This is a genomic window from Bacillus sp. FSL R5-0512, from assembly GCF_038593295.1.
GTDB lineage: Bacteria > Bacillota > Bacilli > Bacillales > Bacillaceae > Bacillus > Bacillus safensis.
On sequence record NZ_CP151982.1, the window covers coordinates 2,900,071 to 2,919,642 of the forward strand.

The window sequence follows — 19,572 nt, forward strand, 5'->3', positions numbered from 1 at the left end:
GATGATGAACACTGGATACTTCTCCACATTTACATAAAAAAACACAACGCCATGAAGGCTTAATTAACAAGTGGTATCACTCGAAATTAAATGCCTTCAAAAAGCGTTGTGCATCAATGTTCTTTATTAACCAATAGAACCTTCCATCTCAAACTTGATTAATTGTGCGAAAAACAGCTTTAAATCAAATATAAAGAAATGGCCTTATAACAAGGGTTTGACGATTTTTTTAAAATACAATAAAATGCAAAACAAAATCATTTCGGCACGAAATCGGCATGACTCGGCATGAAGGTTTACTGTAAAATACCACACGTAACAAGGGTTAAGATTAATTTTCTACATCACTGTGCCCATTTATCAAGTTACAAAATAGAAAAAAATAGATTTAAATGATCATTGAATTAATACATTTTTTACCATTAATTACATATATTTCAAAATAGAAGAAAAGAATTCTATGGGCATTTTTATGACCAAAAGGTAAGGAGCTTTCCCTTACCTTTAACTACTACAGTAACCCCATTATTAAGCATATTTATAACTTTAAATTACTACTTAATATAATTTGATTTCTCTTAATGCAAACCCTAGATTTATTAACCTTTTATTTGTGTATTTATAATTTGAGGAAGAACAATCATTATTTAATTTTTTGTAGTCAAAATGCCACAAAGATTAGTACCGTTGATTTTTTTATCTCCATTGTCCACTTTCTTGTTTGTGGTAAATATTAACTTTAACATATTGCCTTATTGTTTCAATACCGGCTATCGCTTGAACACATGGCCAAAATATAGCATTAAACTCAGCGTATGCAGTAGTAATTGCAGCAGGAATTGCTGTCCCTAAAGAAGCTGCCGAAGCTGATGTTAATCCATATAATGTAGTTAAAGCTTTAGTAATTGCAGCTCCAAAACAAGCATTTAACTCCCTTCTAATTACATCATTTGCACTACTTGGGTATTCCAACCTAGCAATTATTTTATGAGTACCTGTTCTAGTTTGAACACCACATGGATAGGTTACTTCTCTCGGACAAGTTCTCCCAGGATTTGGAATAGTAGGACAAGGCACCCTTATAGTTCTGGTACAATTCTTTGTCTTAACCTCAGGTACCCCTGATAAAGATAAAAGTGTCCTTTCATTAACAACATTTTCTCTCATCTCATAAAAAGGATTAGTCGAGATAATAAATCCCTCTGAATTTCTAGCAATACATAAACGTGTATCTGGAGGATAGGGATCAAAATAAGGATAGGAGCTTGGATAATAATAATAATAATAATAATAAGGATTCTCTGACATGTAATTCATTTTATTGATACCACCTTAAATTTGTTCATAAATACATTATTCAATAAAACAATTTAGGTGCTTGTGTATCTATGTATAAAAACAATACAGCTTTTACGTTTTACACACACTTCACTGAATTTAATAAACTTACCATTTCTTCGTAAATTTTAGATAATAAAGCTTTATTATATGCTTATGTATTTTTTAAGCAAAACTGGTTTGAGGATTAGTGAAGCATTGGCACTGCGATGGTCGGATATTGATGGGGATAAGATAACCATCAACAAACAAACAAGTCGTGATGATAATAACAAAGTAAAACTGACAACACTAAAAAACTCTTCGTCATATCGAACAATCAAAATTGATAACGATTTATTACGTGAATTGAAAAAATTCAAAATGAAGCAAAATGAATTAATTCTAGGAAGTCCAAGATTCAGAAAAAATGGAGATGGAATTATCTTTCAAAATTATAACGGTCATTATTTAACACCTTCTATTATTCGTGAAACGATCAGAGGATATTGTAAAAAGGCTGGTGTTGAATATATAGGCACCCACGGATTCAGACACACGCACGCGGTTTTGTTACTTGAATCCGGAGCAAGCCTAAAGTATGTATCAAATCGTTTAGGACATAAGACCATTAAAACAACTGCGGATACTTATCTTGATATTACGGAAAAAATAGAAGAAGACGAACTTCAAAAGTTCGCCTCCTACACCAAAAGATAAAACTGAATCGGCACAAAATCGGCACGCTTGCAATTTTACTACTAATAATAACCTCTTAAACCCTTGATATATAAAGGTTTTTAATATCTTACCCGATTGAACCTTCCATTTCAAACTTAATCAAACGGTTCATTTCAACGGCGTATTCCATTGGAAGTTCTTTTGTGAATGGCTCGATGAAGCCCATGACGATCATTTCTGTTGCTTCTTCTTCAGAAATTCCGCGGCTCATCAAGTAGAATAGCTGTTCTTCTGATACTTTTGATACTTTCGCTTCGTGCTCTAATGAAATGTTGTCGTTTAAGATTTCATTGTAAGGGATCGTATCAGACGTTGATTTGTTATCCATGATGAGTGTATCACACTCGATGTTTGAGCGTGCACCCTCTGCTTTGCGTCCGAAGTGAACGATTCCGCGGTATGTGACTTTACCGCCTTGTTTGGAAATCGATTTCGATACGATTGTTGAAGATGTGTTTGGTGCAAGGTGAATCATCTTCGCACCTGCATCTTGGTGCTGACCTTTACCTGCTAGGGCAATACTTAATGTCATACCACGAGCACCTTCACCTTTTAGGATGACCGCTGGGTATTTCATTGTCAGCTTAGAACCGATGTTTCCATCAATCCATTCCATTGTTGCATTCTCTTCACATACTGTACGTTTTGTCACAAGGTTGAAAACGTTGTTTGCCCAGTTTTGAATCGTTGTATAACGGCAGTAGCCGCCTTTTTTGACGATGATTTCAACAACCGCACTGTGAAGTGAGTTTGTTGTGTAAACTGGAGCTGTACAGCCTTCTACGTAATGCACATGTGCGCCTTCGTCAACGATGATCAGTGTACGTTCGAACTGACCCATGTTTTCAGAGTTGATACGGAAGTATGCTTGAAGTGGAGTATCTACTTTTACGCCTTTTGGTACGTAGATAAATGAACCACCAGACCATACAGCCGAGTTAAGCGCAGCAAATTTGTTGTCAGTCGGAGGAATGACTTTTGCCCAGTGCTCACGGAAGATGTCTTCGTTCTCTTTTAATGCGCTGTCTGTATCTTTAAACACAATTCCTAGATCTTCAAGGTCTTGCTTCATGTTGTGATACACAACTTCAGATTCATACTGAGCAGATACACCAGCTAAATATTTTTGCTCTGCTTCTGGGATACCAAGCTTATCAAAGGTTTGTTTGATTTCTTCTGGTACTTCATCCCAAGAACGCTCAGAGCGCTCTGATGGCTTTACGTAGTACGTAATTTCATCAAAGTTTAATGCATTTAAATCTCCGCCCCATTGTGGCATCGGCATGTTGTAAAAGTGCTCAAGAGATTTCAAACGGAAGTCGAGCATCCACTGAGGCTCTTCTTTCATACGAGAAATTTCTTCAACGATCTCTTTTGTCAGTCCGCGCTCTGAACGGAAAATGGAAACGTCTTTATCAGAAAAGCCGTATTTATATTCACCAACATCTGGCATTTTTTTAGCCATCCATTTTCACTCCAATCTTATGATTTGCCGTTATCTTCGGCAGATGCGCCTTTTTCAAGCGCCTTCCAGGATAATGTTGCACATTTGATGCGGGCAGGGAACTTTGCCACTCCCTGCAGCGCCTCAATGTCTCCAAGATCAATGGAATCGTCGTATTCTTTTCCTAGCATCATATCGGAGAAAATCTGAGACATTTTCAAAGCTGTTTCAATATCTTTCCCTTTAATCGCCTGCGTCATCATAGAGGCAGATGCCATCGAAATCGAGCATCCTTCTCCTTCAAATTTCGCATCGATGACTTTTTCGTCTTCGATTTTCATCGTGAGACGAATGCGGTCACCACACGTTGGGTTGTTCATATCGACGACAATGCTGTCGTTTAGCACACCTTTGTTTCTCGGATTTTTATAATGATCCATAATCACTTGTCTGTACAGTGTATCTAAGTTTACATTAAAAGACATTCGTAAAATACTCCTTTGTCTTACGGAGCGCTGCAATAAGTTGGTCAATCTCTTCTTCTGTATTATACAGATAGAAGCTTGCTCTTGCAGTCGCTGATACACCAAGCCATTTCATGAGCGGCTGTGCACAGTGGTGTCCAGCACGAATGGCGACACCTTCCGTATCCAGAACAGTTGACGCATCATGCGGATGGACGTCGTCTAAGTTAAACGTCACAAGCCCAGCTCGGTGCTGCGGTCCATAAACAGTCGCACCGTCAAGCTCTTTAAAGCGCTCAAGCGCGTAAGTCGCAAGCTGATGCTCGTAACGGCTGACTTCCTCCATACCAATGTCATTTAAGAAGTCAATTGCTTTTCCTAGTCCAACTGCTCCAGCAATAATCGGTGTTCCCGCTTCAAATTTCCACGGCAGCTCTTTCCATGTAGAATCATATAGATCCACAAAGTCGATCATTTCACCGCCAAACTCAGCAGGCTCCATATTATTCAAAAGGTCCTTCTTCCCGTAAAGCACACCGATGCCAGTCGGTCCACACATTTTATGCCCAGAGAATGCGAAAAAGTCACAATCTAGATCCTGAACATCAATTTGCATGTGCGGGGTGCTTTGCGCACCGTCGACGACAATGATTGCCCCATGACCGTGGGCAATTTTGGCGATCTCTTTAATCGGGTTGATGGTTCCTAATACGTTTGAGACATGTGTGACTGCGACAATTTTCGTTTGATGTGTGATCGTTTGCTTCACATCTTCAAGCGATAGCGTGCCGTCTTCCTGTAACGGAATGTATTTCAATGTGGCGCCAGTTGCTTTTGCTGCTTGCTGCCAAGGGATGATATTCGCATGATGCTCCATATGCGTAATGACAATCTCATCGCCTTCTTTGAGGTTGGCTCTAGCATAGCTGATCGCCACTGTGTTTAGTGCAGTTGTTGTACCTCTAGTAAAAATAATCTCCTGGACAGATGAAGCACGGATGAATGCACGAACTTTCTCTCTCGCACCCTCGTATGCGTCCGTTGCTTTTGTGCCAAGGGTATGAACACCCCGGTGGACGTTCGAGTTGTAAGACCGGTAATACTCATTCATTGCATCAATGACCACTCTTGGTTTTTGAGAAGTCGCTGCACTGTCCAAATACACCAAATCATGTCCGTTCACTTGCTGATGAAGGATTGGAAATTGCTCACGAACGTCTTTGATATTCATTATTTTACTTTCCTTTCAATCACAGAAATCAGCTGCTTTTTAACTCCTTCAATCGGCAGTTCTTTTACAACTGGATTTAAGAAGCCATAAATCACAAGTCTTTCTGCATCTTCTTTGGAAATCCCGCGGCTCATGAGGTAGTACAATTGAATTGGATCAACACGTCCAACAGAAGCGGCGTGCCCTGCTGTCACATCATCTTCATCAATTAAAAGAATTGGGTTTGCGTCACCGCGTGCTTTCTCACTCAGCATGAGGACACGTGATTCCTGCTCTGCATTTGACTTTGTTGCGCCATGCTCGATTTTGCCAATTCCGTTAAAGATAGAAGATGCTTGATCCTTCATCACACCATGCTTCAAGATATACCCTTCAGAGTTTTTACCGAAGTGGATGATGCTTGTTGTGAAGTTTTCTGTTTGGTTTCCTCGGCCGACAACAACTGATTTCGTATCACCGAATGTACCGTCGCCCATCAGTTTTGTGATGTTTTCAGATACGACGTCTCCATCATTCATCAAGCCAAGCGCCCATTCGATTTTACTGTCACGGCCATTTGCCATACCGCGTCTGTTTACATATACTGTGACTCCTTCTGCAAGGTTATCTACAGCACCGTATGTGACGCGGGCGTTAGCGCCTGTGAACACTTCAGAAACGATATTGAAGATCGCTTCTTCCGGTTTTGCTGTACTGATGTAGTTTTCTACATATGTCACAGCACTATGATCGTCTGCTACGACGATGACATGGTTGAACAAAGTCGTTTCATCATTTTCATGAAGATAAACAGCTTGAATTGGTGCTTCAAGCTCTACGTTTTTCGGTACATAGAGGAAAGCTCCGCCATTCACTAAAGCAGCATGTAAAGCTGTTAGTTTATGCTCATCCACTTTCACTGCATCTGTCATGAAGTATTGTTTCACTAAATCTCCATGCTCACGAATCGATGTATGAAGATCAGTGAAGATCACACCTTTGTCTTTTGCTTCAGCTGAAAGAGACAAATAGGCCGGCGTTTGATCACGCTGAATGTAAACTGTCTTATCTGTGTCCTCTAAATCAATCAGAGATTTCACTTCTTCTGGAAGCTCTTCTAATGATCCAAATGGCGCACTTTCGACTGTATGCTGTTTGAAATTCGTTAAATTCCATTTTGAAATATTCGTTTTGTCAGGCTTTGGCATTGGGAGGTCTTCTGCTTTTTCAAGAGCCTGTAAGCGAAGGGAGCTCATCCATGCCGGTTCCTGATGCTTCTCGGAGAAGCTTTTGACATAATCTTGATCTACTGATAATTTCGTTTCTAATGTCATCAATAATCCTCCTAACGCTTACGCTTCTTGACCAACAGTTTCGTCTTCAATTCCTAACTCTTTTTTAATCCAGTCATAGCCTTCTGCTTCTAGACGCTGCGCGAGTTCTGGTCCGCCAGATTTCACGATACGACCTTGCATCATGACATGAACGTGATCTGGTGTGATGTAGTTCAGCAGACGCTGATAGTGAGTGATCATTAAGCAGCCGAAGCTTTCGCCGCGCATTTTGTTAATTCCTTTAGAAACAACTTTCAAGGCATCGATATCAAGACCAGAATCGATTTCGTCAAGGATGGCGATCTTTGGTTCAATCATCATTAATTGAAGAATTTCGTTGCGTTTTTTCTCCCCGCCTGAGAAACCTTCGTTTAGGTAGCGCTGTGCCATATCTGGGTCCATTTCAAGGAACTCCATGTTTTCGTCCATTTTGCGGATGAATTTCATAAGAGAGATTTCATCGCCTTCTTCTCTGCGTGCGTTAATTGCAGAACGAAGGAAGTCAGCATTTGTAACACCGCTGATTTCAGATGGGTATTGCATCGCAAGGAAAAGACCAGCTTGAGCGCGCTCATCTACTTCCATTTCAAGGACATCTTCGCCATCAAGCAAGATGCTGCCTTTTGTTACTTCATATTTTGGGTGACCCATAATGGCAGCAGATAAAGTAGATTTACCTGTTCCGTTTGGTCCCATTACTGCGTGGAATTCTCCACCTTTTATCTCGAGGTTTACACCCTTTAAGATTTCTTTCCCTTCAATCTCAACGTGCAAGTCCTTAATTGTTAATGTCGAAGCAGTCATATATCGATACCTCCAAAATAATCATTATTCTCAATTTATTCTCATTCTAATTTTATAACAAATTAAAACTGAATACAACACATTCACGATAAGCGTGAGAGGATGCTCTCAAAATTCTAACAAAAAAAGCAGGTAGATAAAAGGATTTATGTCGAAAAGACTGTTTTCATAAAGAAAGGGCGGGAAACTGTTCTCCCCGCCCCTCAGCTATTATTAGCCTCGTATATTCATTTTTGCGAGCTGTCTTTTCTCATCTCGGTAGGACTGCTCTCGTTTATATTCCACTTTCATCCGTAAGTCATGGTCTCTTTCGTACTCTGCATAGCTCATGCCATGAGCTTGATGCATGGCCTTTTCCATCTCGGCGGTATAATCCAATCCTAGTGTACTATGGTCCGAACAAATAATAAACCATTCCCTTCCTTGAGTGTAGCTTTATTGTAGCAAACGTATGCGGCTTCACTCAAAAGGGATATGACACCCTATGCTGGCATATTTTCTCACACAAACGGATGAGAAGCGCTCAACTCCCTGAGATGGAAAAATACCGTGTTATGCTTCCCTTAATGCGTCTGTCCTCCAAATTCATCAATACATTGCTGAACGACAGTGATTCCTTGGCTTAGTGCTGCTCCGCCGCCAAAAGCTGCCGCCACGCTGACAACCTCCAGCAAATTCTCTTCTGTCGCCCCTTGATCGAGCGCTCCCTTTGTATGATAAATCATGCAGTATTCATCCTGCGCATGAATACTGATACCGAGGGCAATCATTTGTTTTTCCTTTTGCGTTAATGAATCGCTTTGGAAGCACTGCTCCGTAAATTCATTGAATTTCTTTCCAAACACCGGCATTTTCTTCTGGAATTCACCCATTGCGGTTTTATAATCAGTCAGTGATTGCTGCATGGATCCGCTCATATGCTGTTCATTCATCTTGATTCCATCCCTTCAGGTCATTTGTACGTTTTTATTATGAGCGAGATTTGAAAAAATACACAAAAAACCTCGCTTTGGTAGAAGCGAGGTTGCAGATTGTTGATTAAGGGCTAAAATGATCTTTATTTTAGCCCTTTATCTTCCTTTCAGCGTGATAGAAAACCTTTGCAGCCCTAGGAAGGGCGAGTACCGGAGCGCAGAACTGACAAAGAATGCGAGGGTTTGTCTACATGCTGAAACCTCGCTTTGATAGAAGCGAGGTTGAAATGTTGTTATTCAGATACAGGCAATACTGCACCGTCATATTTTTTGTCGATGAATTCTTTGATTTTATCAGAGTGAAGAACTTCCATTAGTGCCTTGATCTTATCTGATTTTTCGTCACCTTTGCGAACCGCAACGATGTTTGCATATGGGTTGTTCTTTGTTTGCTCAAGTTCAATTGAATCTTTTTTCGGATTCAATTTATTTTGGATCGCATAGTTGACGTTGATGAATACAGCATCGCCTTCACTGTTTTCATAAGCTTTCGCAGTTAATTCAGGCGCGATTTTTTTGAATTTTAGGTTCTTTGGGTTTTCTTTAATGTTTTTTACTGTTGCGTTGATTGTATCAACCTTTGGATCAAGCTTGATGACACCAGCATTTTGCAGCAGGGCAAGCATACGGCCTTGTTCAGCTACGTTGTTTGTCATGATGATTGTGCCGCCGTTTGGAATATCTTTTACAGATTTGTATTTCTTAGAGTAGATACCGAAAGGCTCAAGGTGAACCGCACCAGCACTCACTAGGTTATAATCTTTGTTTGATTTATTTTCTTCGTTTAAGTAAGGGATATGTTGGAAAAAGTTCGCATCCACTTCTTTTTCAGCTAACGCTTTGTTGTACATTTTATAATCGCTAAGCACTTTCACTTTTAAATCGTAGCCTTTTTCTTTTAGAAGTGGTTTTGCTTCTTCAAGAATTTCGGCATGAGGCGTTTTTGAAGCGGCAACCGTAATGGTTTTGCTTTCACTTGCGTTATTTGATGAACCGCACGCAGCTAAAATACCTGCAAATGCTAGAAATAGTGCACTTAATATCAATTTCTTCATGAATAAATCCTCCCTTAACGTTTATCAATTTTATTTGTAATCAAATCACCGATTATTTGAATAATAAAGACGATGATGAGAATAAACACAGTAGCTACAAGTGTGACATCTGTATTACCAGATTGGTACCCTTCCACATAGGCGAGGTCACCAAGTCCGCCTGCTCCAATTGCACCTGCAATCGCAGTAGAGCCAATCAGAGCAATTGCTGTTACGGTAATACCTGAAATAAGGGCTGGCAATGATTCTGGCAGCAATACTTTGAAAATGATTGTCGACGTTTTCGCTCCCATTGATCGTGCTGCTTCAATGACTCCTTTGTCTACCTCACGCAGTGCAATTTCGACAAGACGTGCATAGAATGGAGCTGACCCTATGACAAGGGCAGGGAGTGCTGCATTTGGGCCTAGAATCGTATGCATTAAGAATTTCGTGAACCCTAGTAATAGAATAATTAAAATGATAAAAGGAATCGATCTGAAAATGTTGACGACAGCGCCGATGACAGCATTAATCGGTTTATTTTCCCAAAGACCGCCTTTACTCGTTAGAAAGAGTAATAGTCCAAGGATGATACCAATGGCAAAAGCAAATGCCAATGAAATGAGTGTCATATACACTGTTTCACCTGTTGCACTCCAGATGACGTCTAAATCAACGTTCGGAAACCATTTCTCAAACATGTGTCATCACCTCGATTTCAACCTGTTTGCTTTGGATATAGGCGATGGCTTTTTCTACCTCGGTCTCTTCTCCATTAATGTGGATAAAGAGTGTTCCAAACGCGCCTTCCTGCGTTTGAGAAATCTTCCCTTGAAGGATATTCACATCGACGTTGAAGGATCGAATGATTTCAGTGATCAGCGGCTGCTCGGCAGAATCTCCGATAAAGGACAATCGTACGACCTGACCTTCTTTTACTCGCTCTAGCACATGCTCAATTGTTTCTTTCGCTTCCTCTGGTTCTGCAAGCTGTTGCACAAATCGTTTCGTCATTTCTTCCTTCGGTTGTCTGAAGACGCGTAATACTTCGCCTTCTTCGACAATGCGTCCATTTTCCATGACCGCAACGCGATGACAAATTTTGCGAATGACGTGCATTTCGTGTGTAATGAGCACAATCGTGAGCCCTAATCGTTTATTGATATCCGCCAAAAGCTCAAGGATCGAATCGGTCGTTTGCGGATCTAGCGCAGATGTCGCTTCGTCACATAGAAGAACCTTTGGATCATTCGCTAATGCTCTCGCAATGCCGACACGCTGTTTTTGCCCGCCGCTCAGCTGAGACGGATACGCATTTTCTTTTCCTTCTAAACCGACCAATTTAATCAGTTCATTCGCACGCTCTCTCCGTTTTGATGTCGGTACACCTGCGATCTCAAGCGGGAACATAATATTTTGTCTCACCGTTCTTGACCAAAGCAAATTAAAGTGCTGGAAGATCATGCTGATTTCTTGTCTTGCTTTCCGAAGTTTCGCATTCGATACTTCATTGATCCGGTTGCCTGCCACTTCAACAATTCCTTCTGTTGGCAGCTCCAGACCGTTTAATAGGCGAATAAGCGAGCTTTTTCCTGCACCGCTATACCCGATAATTCCGAATATTTCACCTTTATCAATATCCAGGTTGACGTCTTTCACGGCATCAACATTTCCGCTTTTTGAATGGTACGTTTTTGATACATTCTGTAAATGGATCACAGTCTGATCACCTGCTTTCTTGCTGAATCTATAGGTTTCCATCACATACGTTATTTATTCTTCTTTCTGTCATGACTCTAGCCTGGCGCCAGGTCAGTAAAAAAGACCTAACTGCAACGCAAGCAGAAAGGCCTTTTATGTCAATTACGCCTTTCTCTCATCTTTCAAAGCGCTGCGGCTTTGAGTGAATTGGCACCAATTTCAGCTATGCTGACGGTTGCCGGGTTTCATAGGGCACGTCCCTCCACCTCTCTTAATAAGAGAAAATATGTTGTTTTATGTGATGTTCATGTTTTTACTAACGTAGAATATCATGCTACCCGAGATATGTCAACGCTGTAAATCGCTAATTTCCAAGTAAACAACTACGTTATCATTTTTCGAAAAAAGCCGTTCGTCAGCCAAAGCACTGCCTCTAGTCTAAGAAGCGCACGGAATGACCCTTTGACTTTGACTTGTCCCCTGCTGATTAACTGCTGTAAGGACATATCTCCGTCTAATAATTGAAGAATTTCTTTCCTCTCACCATAAAAGATGAGATCCGATAACTCAATTGCAGGTAGTTTCTTCACTTCACCACGTTCATCCACAATCAATGTACAAGAGTCAGTTTCCGCCTCAAATGTAATCTTCAAGGATGATGATGAGAGCAGCGGCTTTAATAATAAACGCTGCCCTGTGTTACCATGGGCTTTCACATTTTCCACATGTATAACCTCCCTGTCATTTGGTTATACATAACATTTCTCTACAAACATCTTCTTGTCCTTTATAAATAACTCGACAAATTTTCAAATGAATTTCTTGAAATATGACAAAAAACCGCTTTATTTAGCGGTTTCAATCATTTCATGAAGATATGGAACTGAGTGAAAGGCATAGCCTTTTTGCACCAATTCACCTTTTTTAAACAGGAGAAAGCAAGGAACACTCTCGATTTCAAATGCTTTCGCAAAGCCTGGTGAATAGTTTAAATTGTTTTCGTAAAATGGTACATCCGGCTGCATAGCGTCTACGACTGCCAGCATTTTCTTTGCCAGCTGGCATGTTCCGCAAAACGGTGTATATAAGTATAAAAGAAATAAATCGTCCTCTATCTCCTTGAATTCGTGTTCTTCAATCTCTTTCATATACGTCCACCCTCATAAATATTTCGAATGAACATCAATGTTTGCAGCTAATAGGATAGATGCAATGTGGGCTGAGGGTGAAGCGGCCACTTCGCGGTACGTTCTGTCGACAAAAAGATGAAGTGCTTCAGGGAATTCTTTTCGAAATTGCTTCCGCAGTTTGTCGCCTGCATCGTCACTGTCAGCTAATATGTAAACGTCTTTCCCCAATAAATCGTCCACAAGCTGATCCAGCTTCGATGTACTGATCGTGCCATTGGTGCAAATGATGGTAACAGGTTCACTTATGACTTCTTTTAGCTTTTGTTTGTCTGTTTTACCTTCTACAATGATGACCTTTTCTATCTCGACATTCATCACGATCACCCGGCCCTTTTGACGTTGATTCACTTCTTCCTTAGATTACAATCTTTCATTCAGGTTGTAAAGATTGAGCGCCTCGTCATCAAAAAGACTGCAGCTTCTGTTCACTGCAGTCTCATCTGTGATTAGCACCAGCCATTTTCATCGTCACAGTCAACATATTTTTCTGTCCCATCGGTCAATGTATCCGTTAAACGATAAAAACGATTTTGATCATAGGAATATCCCGATTTCAGCTCATATTGGTTTTCACTAATCATCGTGCCAATCTCTTCATTTTGATGATAAAGCACCATGCCGCTTTCTTTGAATCGTCCAGTGACATGCTCTGTTATATCCACGTGTTCTTTTTGAAAAGACAAATTGGACACCCCCCATAAAGGTAGAGTGTCCAATTTCTCATGAATTAGTCTTCTTTTGTCATTTCTTCATATTGCTCAGCTGTCATTAAGTTCTCGATTTCAGATGCATCAGCTGGTTCTACAACGATCATCCATGCCTTTTCGTATGGAGAGTCGTTGACGAATTCTGGGCTGTCATCCAGCTCATCGTTCACTTCAACGATTGTGCCATTGATCGGTGCATAAAGTTCAGAAACAGTTTTTACTGATTCTACACTTCCGAAAGGCTCGTCCGCTGTGATTTTGTCTCCTACTTCAGGAAGCTCAACGAACACGATATCGCCCAGCTCAGATTGAGCAAAATGCGTAATACCGATACGCACCTTATCTCCTTCTACTTTGACCCATTCATGTTCTTCTGAATAACGTAAATCTTTTGGTGTGCTCATTCAATACCCCTCCAGTCTTTTCTTACAATCTATATTGAAGATACCACAATCTGAATGAAAGTTACATCATTTCCAGACGCTTTTAAATGTATCTTCATTAAATCCTACCGTGACTCGTTTTCCGTCTGTTGTAATCGGGCGCTTAATCAGCATTCCGTTAGACGCGAGTAATTCTAGCTGCTCGTCCTCTGACATTGCAGGAAGTTGATCTTTCAGCTGCAGCTCCCGGTATTTTTGTCCGCTTGTATTAAAGAATTTCTTCAGCTCTAAACCGCTTTTTTCGTAAAGAGCTTTTAATGTTTCTTTATCAGGCGTCTCTTCGACGATATGTATGCTGTTGATGTCTTTATTGTGTGCTTCCAGCCACTTTTTTGCTTTTCGGCATGTACCGCAAGATGGGTATTCGTAAAAATCTAAAGCCACCATTTTCACCTCCTGCAAATTGTGACAACATTTTATCACAAAATATTTTAAAAACCTAAATGTATGCTTACAAAAAGGTGCGGAGTGATATCCGCACCTCAGATTGTTGACAAAGGGATAAAATGATCTTTATTTTAGCCCTTTGTCTTCTTTTCAGCGTGATAGAAAACCTTTGCAGTCTAGGAAGGACGAGTACCGGAGCGGAGCGAATGAAACATTCGTGAGCACCGGCACGCAGGACTGACAACGAATGCGAGGGTTTGTCTACACGCTGAGGTGCGGAGTGATATCCGCACCTTTTAAGCCGTCCTTATACGATATATTTCTCTGCTTCAAAGATTCGTTTTGCCGCTTCGCGCTTTTTGGCGATGACATTGATCGGCGTAAATCTCGTCAGCTTGCGAAGGGCTGACAGGCTCATGCGGAGTGAATCTCCTTCCTCCATCGCAATCAAGGATTCTTTTGCATGGGCTTCAATCTTTAAGAAAGCCTCCTGCGTGAAAATTTGTGTGTAAGCAAGCTTTTGTTCATTCTTTTCTGCCCCTGTTGCAGCGATTGCCTTTTCTGTGCGCAGAATCGCTGATTCAGCAGCAAAAATTTCATTGACGATATCGGCTATGTTCACAAGAATTTCTTGCTCTTTGTCTAAGGCTTTCCCGTATTTCATGGCTGCCATACCAGCCACCATTAAGGCGATCTTTTTCGCATGAGCGAGCAAATATTTTTCTTGATCGAGCGGCTGATCGCCTGGCTCTTCCGGCATCATCATCATCAGCTCTTCCTGTAAGGTTTGCGCTTTTTGAAGCAGCGGAAGCTCTCCTTTCATCGCTTTCTTCAAGAATGTACCTGGTACAAGCAAACGGTTGATTTCGTTTGTCCCTTCAAAAATCCGGTTAATTCGTGAGTCGCGATAGGCTCTTTCGACCTCGTATTCTTGCATGAATCCATATCCGCCGTGAATCTGCACGCCTTCATCCACAATATAATCTAACGTTTCAGAGCCGAGCACTTTACAGAGAGAACATTCAATCGCATATTCCGCAATGGATTGGGCAATTTGTTTGCCGTCTTTTTGCTCTTCATCACTTAAGAGCCCCATCCGCTGTTCAAATAATCCAACCGTACGGTAAACAGCACTTTCCATCGCATAGAGCTTTGCTGACATATTGGCTGCTTTTTCACCAATTAAGCTGAATTGAGAAATTGGTGTTTTGAACTGCTTACGCTGGTTCGCATATTCTGCCGACAATTGAATGACGCGCTTTGATGCACCGATTGTGCCGACTGCCAGCTTATAGCGCCCAATATTCAAAATGTTAAACGCAATCACATGACCTCTGCCAGCTTCACCAAGCAAATTCTCCTTCGGTACTTGGGCATCTTCAAGAATTAATGTTCTTGTCGATGATCCTTTAATGCCCATCTTTTTCTCCTCAGGTCCCGTTTTGACACCTGGAAAATCCTTTTCGACGATAAAAGCAGAGAAGTGTTCACCATCAATCTTCGCATACACAACAAAGACATCGGCAAATGCGGAGTTTGTGATCCACTGCTTTTCTCCATTCAGGACATAATGAGTACCTGCTTCATTCAGAACTGCGGTTGTTTTTGCTCCAAGAGCGTCAGAGCCTGATCCTGGCTCAGTGAGTGCGTACGCTGCAATGGTTTCACCAGAGGCGAGTCCAGGCAGGTACGCTTCCTTTTGCGCTTGATTTCCGAAGAGCACGATCGGCAGAGAACCAATACCAACATGAGCGCCATAGGAAAGTGAGAAGCTTCCTGCTCTAGCGAATTTTTCAGTAATGATCGCTGAACTGATTTTATCTAATCCAAGCCCGCCGAATTCCTCAGGCACATCAGCTCCAAGCAGCCCAAGCTCACCAGCCTTTTTGAGAAGCCTGACCGAATGCTCGAACTCATGGTTTTCAATTTGATCAATATGCGGAACCACATCTTGTAAAATATAATCCTCTGTTGTTTTTCCAATCATTTGATGTTCATCAGAGAAATCCTCCGGTGTAAAAATATGCTCATAATTCGTCTCATCAATTAAAAAGCTTCCACCCTTTTTTACATCTTCCAATGCTTTCATCCTGATTTCCCCCTTTAGATCAATTCAAAAATGCCTGCTGCTCCCATGCCCCCGCCGATACACATTGTGACAATGCCAAATTGCTCGTTTCGCCGTTTCATTTCATGAATCAGTGACAGCGTTAGTTTCGTTCCTGTACAGCCGAGCGGATGTCCGAGCGCAATGGCCCCGCCATTGACATTCACCTTTTCCTCATCAATTCCTAAATGGCGAATGACTTGAATTGCCTGAGAAGCAAACGCTTCGTTTAATTCAAACAGGCCAATATCCTTCAGCTCAAGTCCAGCGATTTTCAGCGCACGCGGAATGGCTTCAACCGGACCGATTCCCATCACTTCAGGCGGTACACCGCCAACAGCAAATGCTCTGAATTTAGCGAGCGGCTGAAGAGAAAGTGAGGATGCTTTCTCGCGGTCCATCATCATCACACACGCAGCCCCGTCACTTGTCTGCGAAGAGTTCCCTGCGGTCACCGTGCCTTTTGTTGAGAAGGCTGGACGCAATGTGGAAAGAATCTCCTCCGTTGTGCCTGCTCTCACACCTTCATCCTGTGAGAACGTGAATTGATGCTCTTCTAATTGATATTGATCTCCTACCCGTCGCTCTGTTACATCAACGGGTACAATTTCATCTGAAAATTTCCCTTCTTGAAGTGCCTTTGCTGCCTTTTGATGACTTCTCACCGCAAAGGCATCCTGATCTTGACGTGTAACCTGATACTTTTGCGCCACTTGCTCTGCCGTGTGACCCATGCTCATGTAGTATTCAGGTGCTTGCTCTGCCAAGAGAGCATTTGGACGAATAGAATGACCCATCATCGGCACCTGCGACATTGATTCGACTCCTCCGGCTAAAATCGTGTCTGCCTGCCCGAGCATAATACGTTCACCCGCATAAGCGATAGATTGAAGACCAGACGAGCAGTAACGGTTTATGGTGATGGCAGGTACTGTATAAGGCAGTCCCGCTAATGCCCCAATATTCCGCGCCACATTTAACCCCTGCTCTGCTTCTGGCGTTGCACAGCCAATGATTAAATCATCTATCTGTCCGTCGTATTCACCGGCACGCTTTAACGTTTCTTTTACACATAATGCGCCCATATCATCAGGCCGGACATGTTTTAACGATCCTTTTTTCGCCTTTCCTACTGGTGTTCTTGCGCCAGCGACAATGACTGCTTCTCTCATTTTGACTCCCCCTTAGTTACGTAAAGGTTTTCCTTTGACGAGCATGTGCTGCATACGTGCCTGTGATTTCACTTCTCCTACAAGACTTAAAAAGGCTTCTCTTTCAAGCTCTAATAAATATTGCTCCTCTACCTCTGTTCCAAATGGCAGTTTCCCGCCGGAAATGACATGAGCTAATTTTTTTACAATGGTCATGTCATGCTCTGAAATGTATCCAGACAGTCTCATATTTTCAGCAGCCAAAATCATCGCTGCATAGCCTGTTTCTCCCATGACCGGCACCTTTTGCTTGAGCGGCGCACGATAACCGGCTTCATCAAGAGAGAGCACCAGTTGTTTTGCATCATAGATCAGGTGATCCCCGTTCATACTGATCCGGTCGTTCACGCGGAGCATGTTCATATCCCGCGCTTCCTCAGCTGAAGTTGATACTTTTGCCATCGCAATTGTTTCAAATGTTTTCAGCGTGGCATCCTGTATAGCCGTCTGCGACGGCTTCACTGACCCTTGCAGGTGACGAAGATATAACTCTTTGTTTCCGCCGCCTCCTGGAATCAGTCCTACTCCCGCTTCCACAAGTCCCATGTACGTTTCGCTGGACGCCTGAATAGCTGCTGCCGGCAGACAAACTTCTGTTCCGCCTCCTAATGTCATCCCAAACGGTGCGGCTACGACTGGGCGATTGCTATATTTCACCTTCATCATTGCCTGCTGGAAGCGTCTGATCACAAAGTCAATTTCAAAGAAATTGTCGTCCTGTGCTTCCATTAAAATCAGGGCAAGGTTAGCGCCAACACAGAAGTTCTTCCCTTGGTTTCCGATGACAAGCCCTTTATAATTCTTTTCTGTCTCATCAACAGCACGATTGATCATATCGATGACATCTAGTCCAATGGCATTGCTTTTAGAGTGAAATTCGAGCAAGGCGACATCATCACCAATATCGATCAGGCTCGCACCAGAATTTTTGAAGATGACGTCGTGTTTCTTTTTCAATCTAGCTAAAGAAATATGTTTGTCGTTTCCTTTTTCCTGTTCATAAGCCCCGTTATGATAAAACGCTCGCTCTCCATCAGCATTCTCTTGATAGAATGTCTCGTGTCCTTTTGACAGCATGTCTTGCACCCACGCTGGGATGCTGTGACCTTCTGCTTCCATGCGTTCGGCGGCTTTTTTGACACCTATTGCATCCCACAGCTCAAATGGGCCGTGCTGCCAGCCGAATCCCCATTTCATGGCGTTATCGATAGACTGAATATCATCCGCAATTTCACCTTTTAGATGAGCTGAATAAAGAAGCACGGGCGCTGTCATATTCCAAAGCAATTGCCCTGCACGGCCATCCTGATAAATAAGCGCTTTCAACTTTGCTTTTGCACCCTTTTGCTGTTTCGCCATCTCAATGCCTGGATCTTTTAGCTTTGTGCGTTCTCCATATGTGAGCGTCACTGGGTCAAGCTCTAAAATGACCTTCCCATTTTTTTGATAAAAACCTTGGCCTGCCTTGCTGCCAATCCATCCTTTTTCGAGCATTCTTTCAATAAACTCAGGCAGCTGAAAAATCTCTTTTTCCTTTCCTTCTACCTGTTCATATACGTTTCGTGCCACATGAGAAAACGTGTCGAGTCCCACTACATCCAGTGTACGGAAGGTCGCACTTTTCGGTCTTCCAATGAGGGGTCCTGTGACAGAATCCACTTCTCCAATGGTGTATTTGTTCTCAAGCATTTCACGCACTGTGACAAGAAGTCCATAAGTGCCAATGCGGTTTGCAATAAAGTTCGGTGTGTCTTTTGCTTCAACCACACCTTTGCCGAGTACATCCTCGCCAAATGTTTTCATAAATGACAGTACTTCTGGATCTGTTTCTTGAATAGGAATGACTTCTAAGAGCTTTAAATAACGAGCTGGGTTAAAAAAATGTGTGCCTAAAAAGTGGCGTTTAAAGTCATCTGATCGGCCTTCTGCCATTTTTTCAACTGAAATACCGGATGTATTGCTTGATACGATGCTTCCTTCTTTGCGATGTTCGTCGATGAGAGAGAATACGTGTTGTTTGATGCTGAGCTTTTCAGTGACGACTTCAATGATCCAGTCAGCATCGTGTAATAAGGAAAGGTGGTCTGTGAGATTTCCCGGTGTGATGTATGATAGGTTTTTTGCTGAAGTAAGAGGTGCTGGCTTTTGCTTTAATAATTTTTTCATCGCTTCTTGACTTAATCGATTCCGAACACTAGGGTGATCAAGCGTCCGCTTTTTCGCCGTTTCTTCCTTTGTCAGTTCATTTGGCACAATATCTAGCAGTGTAACTGGTATCCCAATATTGGCTAAATGTGCAGCAATGCCTGAGCCCATGACACCTGAACCAATGACAGCCGCCTTGCGAATATGTTTGCCCATAAATATCCCCCTAAACATTTTGAATGAACAGTCATTCATTTTTTGTCCAAAAAAAAGCAATGCCTCTTTCTTTATCTTAAAAGATTTTCCGAAACAGTTCAATAGCAGATTTCAAAAATTTACACATTCTCGTGTGCCTT

21 protein-coding genes and 1 riboswitch are annotated in these 19,572 nt (G+C 42.0%); of the genes, 1 reads left to right on the forward strand and 20 read right to left on the reverse strand.

Annotated elements, in window-relative coordinates; genetic code table 11:
* Nucleotides 1–696: 696 nt before the first annotated feature.
* Entirely contained in the window at nt 697–1,317 is a 621-nt protein-coding gene (locus tag NSQ25_RS15015) for a hypothetical protein (protein ID WP_326135762.1), read from the reverse strand.
* A gap of 177 nt (nt 1,318–1,494) precedes the next feature.
* On the opposite strand from NSQ25_RS15015, the gene NSQ25_RS15020 reads away from it, so the two are divergent.
* Nucleotides 1,495–2,037, forward strand: a complete 543-nt coding sequence (locus tag NSQ25_RS15020) for a site-specific integrase (RefSeq protein WP_257802528.1) — start codon at nt 1,495–1,497, stop codon at nt 2,035–2,037.
* 88 nt (nt 2,038–2,125) lie between these two features.
* Here the strand turns inward: NSQ25_RS15020 and sufB are convergent, their stop codons facing one another.
* The 19 genes from sufB to NSQ25_RS15115 all read right to left on the reverse strand — a co-directional run bounded on the left by sufB (nt 2,126) and on the right by NSQ25_RS15115 (nt 19,432).
* On the reverse strand, nt 2,126–3,523 hold the full coding sequence (sufB, locus tag NSQ25_RS15025; protein WP_007500362.1) for a Fe-S cluster assembly protein SufB: 1,398 nt from the start codon (nt 3,521–3,523) through the stop codon (nt 2,126–2,128).
* A 17-nt stretch (nt 3,524–3,540) separates the two neighbouring features.
* Nucleotides 3,541–3,987 (reverse strand): Fe-S cluster assembly sulfur transfer protein SufU, encoded by a 447-nt coding sequence (gene sufU / locus NSQ25_RS15030; protein ID WP_008347017.1) that lies wholly within the window; start codon nt 3,985–3,987, stop codon nt 3,541–3,543.
* Nucleotides 3,977–5,197: a cysteine desulfurase gene (locus tag NSQ25_RS15035; protein ID WP_024426002.1), complete on the reverse strand. Its 1,221-nt coding sequence runs from the start codon at nt 5,195–5,197 to the stop codon at nt 3,977–3,979. The genes sufU and NSQ25_RS15035 overlap by 11 nt, the downstream gene beginning before the upstream one ends.
* Nucleotides 5,197–6,510, reverse strand: coding sequence for a Fe-S cluster assembly protein SufD (gene sufD / locus NSQ25_RS15040; protein WP_326135763.1), 1,314 nt, complete (start codon nt 6,508–6,510; stop codon nt 5,197–5,199). Before sufD ends, NSQ25_RS15035 begins: the two co-directional genes overlap by 1 nt.
* A gap of 18 nt (nt 6,511–6,528) precedes the next feature.
* Nucleotides 6,529–7,314: a Fe-S cluster assembly ATPase SufC gene (sufC, locus tag NSQ25_RS15045; protein ID WP_007500355.1), complete on the reverse strand. Its 786-nt coding sequence runs from the start codon at nt 7,312–7,314 to the stop codon at nt 6,529–6,531.
* A gap of 213 nt (nt 7,315–7,527) precedes the next feature.
* Entirely contained in the window at nt 7,528–7,662 is a 135-nt protein-coding gene (locus NSQ25_RS15050) for a hypothetical protein (protein ID WP_254965641.1), read from the reverse strand.
* A 215-nt stretch (nt 7,663–7,877) separates the two neighbouring features.
* Nucleotides 7,878–8,246 carry a carboxymuconolactone decarboxylase family protein gene (locus NSQ25_RS15055; RefSeq protein WP_003212803.1) on the reverse strand — a complete coding sequence of 123 codons (369 nt, stop codon included), beginning with the start codon at nt 8,244–8,246 and terminating at the stop codon, nt 7,878–7,880.
* A 275-nt stretch (nt 8,247–8,521) separates the two neighbouring features.
* Complete coding sequence (metQ, locus tag NSQ25_RS15060) at nt 8,522–9,343, reverse strand: methionine ABC transporter substrate-binding lipoprotein MetQ (protein ID WP_024423400.1); 822 nt, start codon at nt 9,341–9,343, stop codon at nt 8,522–8,524.
* 14 nt (nt 9,344–9,357) lie between these two features.
* Nucleotides 9,358–10,026: a methionine ABC transporter permease gene (locus NSQ25_RS15065; protein ID WP_034280845.1), complete on the reverse strand. Its 669-nt coding sequence runs from the start codon at nt 10,024–10,026 to the stop codon at nt 9,358–9,360.
* Nucleotides 10,019–11,044, reverse strand: coding sequence for a methionine ABC transporter ATP-binding protein (locus NSQ25_RS15070; RefSeq protein ID WP_041115930.1), 1,026 nt, complete (start codon nt 11,042–11,044; stop codon nt 10,019–10,021). The genes NSQ25_RS15065 and NSQ25_RS15070 overlap by 8 nt, the downstream gene beginning before the upstream one ends.
* A gap of 154 nt (nt 11,045–11,198) precedes the next feature.
* Nucleotides 11,199–11,307: riboswitch (SAM riboswitch) on the reverse strand.
* Between the two features lie 102 nt (nt 11,308–11,409).
* The gene (locus tag NSQ25_RS15075) at nt 11,410–11,751 is read right to left on the reverse strand and encodes an SCP2 sterol-binding domain-containing protein (RefSeq protein WP_024423403.1); all 342 of its coding nucleotides are present in this window, start codon (nt 11,749–11,751) and stop codon (nt 11,410–11,412) included.
* 120 nt (nt 11,752–11,871) lie between these two features.
* Nucleotides 11,872–12,174 carry a thioredoxin family protein gene (locus tag NSQ25_RS15080; RefSeq protein ID WP_024426005.1) on the reverse strand — a complete coding sequence of 101 codons (303 nt, stop codon included), beginning with the start codon at nt 12,172–12,174 and terminating at the stop codon, nt 11,872–11,874.
* Nucleotides 12,175–12,186: 12 nt separating this feature from the next.
* Nucleotides 12,187–12,531, reverse strand: coding sequence for a toprim domain-containing protein (locus tag NSQ25_RS15085; protein ID WP_034281437.1), 345 nt, complete (start codon nt 12,529–12,531; stop codon nt 12,187–12,189).
* 131 nt (nt 12,532–12,662) lie between these two features.
* A complete protein-coding gene (locus tag NSQ25_RS15090) occupies nt 12,663–12,899 on the reverse strand; it encodes a YusG family protein (RefSeq protein ID WP_024423405.1) in 237 nt (78 codons plus the stop codon).
* A 44-nt stretch (nt 12,900–12,943) separates the two neighbouring features.
* On the reverse strand, nt 12,944–13,327 hold the full coding sequence (gene gcvH, locus NSQ25_RS15095) for a glycine cleavage system protein GcvH (RefSeq protein WP_008347039.1): 384 nt from the start codon (nt 13,325–13,327) through the stop codon (nt 12,944–12,946).
* 66 nt (nt 13,328–13,393) lie between these two features.
* Nucleotides 13,394–13,750: an arsenate reductase family protein gene (locus NSQ25_RS15100; RefSeq protein ID WP_024423406.1), complete on the reverse strand. Its 357-nt coding sequence runs from the start codon at nt 13,748–13,750 to the stop codon at nt 13,394–13,396.
* Between the two features lie 310 nt (nt 13,751–14,060).
* Entirely contained in the window at nt 14,061–15,842 is a 1,782-nt protein-coding gene (locus NSQ25_RS15105; protein WP_065215195.1) for an acyl-CoA dehydrogenase family protein, read from the reverse strand.
* A gap of 14 nt (nt 15,843–15,856) precedes the next feature.
* The gene (locus NSQ25_RS15110; protein WP_041115740.1) at nt 15,857–17,032 is read right to left on the reverse strand and encodes an acetyl-CoA C-acetyltransferase; all 1,176 of its coding nucleotides are present in this window, start codon (nt 17,030–17,032) and stop codon (nt 15,857–15,859) included.
* A 12-nt stretch (nt 17,033–17,044) separates the two neighbouring features.
* Nucleotides 17,045–19,432, reverse strand: coding sequence for a 3-hydroxyacyl-CoA dehydrogenase/enoyl-CoA hydratase family protein (locus tag NSQ25_RS15115; protein ID WP_065215194.1), 2,388 nt, complete (start codon nt 19,430–19,432; stop codon nt 17,045–17,047).
* Nucleotides 19,433–19,572 lie beyond the last annotated feature (140 nt).

Excerpts from the sequence above, each read along its gene's own strand:
- NSQ25_RS15065 (WP_034280845.1), bottom strand. The coding sequence starts at position 10,026 with ATGTTTGAGAAATGGTTTCCGAACGTTGATTTAGACGTCATCTGGAGT.
- NSQ25_RS15035 (WP_024426002.1), bottom strand. The coding sequence starts at position 5,197 with ATGAATATCAAAGACGTTCGTGAGCAATTTCCAATCCTTCATCAGCAA.
- sufD (WP_326135763.1), bottom strand. The coding sequence starts at position 6,510 with ATGACATTAGAAACGAAATTATCAGTAGATCAAGATTATGTCAAAAGC.
- NSQ25_RS15110 (WP_041115740.1), bottom strand. The coding sequence starts at position 17,032 with ATGAGAGAAGCAGTCATTGTCGCTGGCGCAAGAACACCAGTAGGAAAG.
- NSQ25_RS15085 (WP_034281437.1), bottom strand. The coding sequence starts at position 12,531 with ATGAATGTCGAGATAGAAAAGGTCATCATTGTAGAAGGTAAAACAGAC.
- metQ (WP_024423400.1), bottom strand. The coding sequence starts at position 9,343 with ATGAAGAAATTGATATTAAGTGCACTATTTCTAGCATTTGCAGGTATT.
- NSQ25_RS15115 (WP_065215194.1), bottom strand. The coding sequence starts at position 19,432 with ATGGGCAAACATATTCGCAAGGCGGCTGTCATTGGTTCAGGTGTCATG.
- sufU (WP_008347017.1), bottom strand. The coding sequence starts at position 3,987 with ATGTCTTTTAATGTAAACTTAGATACACTGTACAGACAAGTGATTATG.
- NSQ25_RS15105 (WP_065215195.1), bottom strand. The coding sequence starts at position 15,842 with ATGAAAGCATTGGAAGATGTAAAAAAGGGTGGAAGCTTTTTAATTGAT.
- NSQ25_RS15050 (WP_254965641.1), bottom strand. The coding sequence starts at position 7,662 with ATGCATCAAGCTCATGGCATGAGCTATGCAGAGTACGAAAGAGACCAT.
- sufC (WP_007500355.1), bottom strand. The coding sequence starts at position 7,314 with ATGACTGCTTCGACATTAACAATTAAGGACTTGCACGTTGAGATTGAA.
- NSQ25_RS15055 (WP_003212803.1), bottom strand. The coding sequence starts at position 8,246 with ATGAATGAACAGCATATGAGCGGATCCATGCAGCAATCACTGACTGAT.
- NSQ25_RS15015 (WP_326135762.1), bottom strand. The coding sequence starts at position 1,317 with ATGAATTACATGTCAGAGAATCCTTATTATTATTATTATTATTATTAT.
- NSQ25_RS15020 (WP_257802528.1), top strand. The coding sequence starts at position 1,495 with ATGTATTTTTTAAGCAAAACTGGTTTGAGGATTAGTGAAGCATTGGCA.
- gcvH (WP_008347039.1), bottom strand. The coding sequence starts at position 13,327 with ATGAGCACACCAAAAGATTTACGTTATTCAGAAGAACATGAATGGGTC.
- sufB (WP_007500362.1), bottom strand. The coding sequence starts at position 3,523 with ATGGCTAAAAAAATGCCAGATGTTGGTGAATATAAATACGGCTTTTCT.
- NSQ25_RS15080 (WP_024426005.1), bottom strand. The coding sequence starts at position 12,174 with ATGAAAGAGATTGAAGAACACGAATTCAAGGAGATAGAGGACGATTTA.